Raw genomic sequence first — 960 nt, 5'->3', positions numbered from 1 at the left:
TTCTGTCTTAATTGACTTTGCTGCTTCACGAGCAAAAGCTTCGAGTGCTTTCTTATCCATATTGTCCATCCTTAGCCTTTAAGGCTTAAGTTTAGACAGTTACACAGAATTCAGGACACTCTCAAAATAAACGCTTAATTTTATGATCTTTCTTAACCTCAGCTAACGCCCGCTTAAGGGGCAGACAACGCTACTACTAACTTCCCGCATAACACCGTAATCACAAAAACCAACGCATAATAAAAATGCCATGCGTTGGCTGTCCCTCTTGAAGCGTTTGTTAGCATTATCTAGCCTAATTCGGATAACTCTTGTAGAAGCGACTCCAATTTACGCTCTTCTTCTTGAATTTTATTTTGGTATTTCCTGACTTTGTTATCCTTGCCACTTCCCTTTGCTTCTTGTAAATCTAAGTTATATTCGGCAATTTTATCTTTAGTTTCTTTAATTTCGTCAGCTAAATCTTGCTTAAGTTTTGTGTCACTACAATTGGACTTGGCTTCCGCTAGGGCAACTTTTAGTCCTTTTATCTTTTTTTGATTATTAGATAACTGAGCACTTTCTATTTGCTGCTCAATCTCACAATACTTTCTTTCACATCCAGACAAACCTGAACAGTTCAATGAAGCAAAACTATAAAATGACAATATAGACAGTACAACACCGGAAGCTTTCAACATTAAATTTACATTTGCTCTTTTCATTAACACAACTAACTTTAAATAATTTTGCAAGGGATAATTAAACTACAAAATGGTGAATTGTCACACAACTATTATACGCGATGATTGATTTCTACCATTTGAATATGACTATTTAAGTCCTCAGAATGCTAACGCCGCGTTAAGTGGTGAGCAACGCTACCACTCTACCTAAACCATTGTGACATAAACACTTAACCCAAAGTAAGCCGAAAATGCCAAGCGTTGGGAATCCGTCTTAAACGCTTTGTTATGTGTT

Annotated in this window: 1 protein-coding gene; it reads right to left on the bottom strand. The window is 36.6% G+C overall.

Annotated elements, in window-relative coordinates:
* Nucleotides 1–290: 290 nt before the first annotated feature.
* On the bottom strand, nucleotides 291–704 hold the full coding sequence (locus AACV20_RS12885) for a DUF1090 domain-containing protein (protein ID WP_234782747.1): 414 nt from the start codon (nucleotides 702–704) through the stop codon (nucleotides 291–293).
* Between the last annotated feature and the right edge of the window lie 256 nt (nucleotides 705–960).

The sequence above is a fragment of the Vibrio sp. B4-6 genome (assembly GCF_963888245.1).
Classification (GTDB): domain Bacteria; phylum Pseudomonadota; class Gammaproteobacteria; order Enterobacterales; family Vibrionaceae; genus Vibrio; species Vibrio anguillarum.
Note: the sequence above shows the minus strand (reverse complement) of the source record. Positions and strands in the feature narration are given on the sequence as shown.

Excerpts from the sequence above, each read along its gene's own strand:
- AACV20_RS12885 (WP_234782747.1), bottom strand. The coding sequence starts at position 704 with ATGAAAAGAGCAAATGTAAATTTAATGTTGAAAGCTTCCGGTGTTGTA.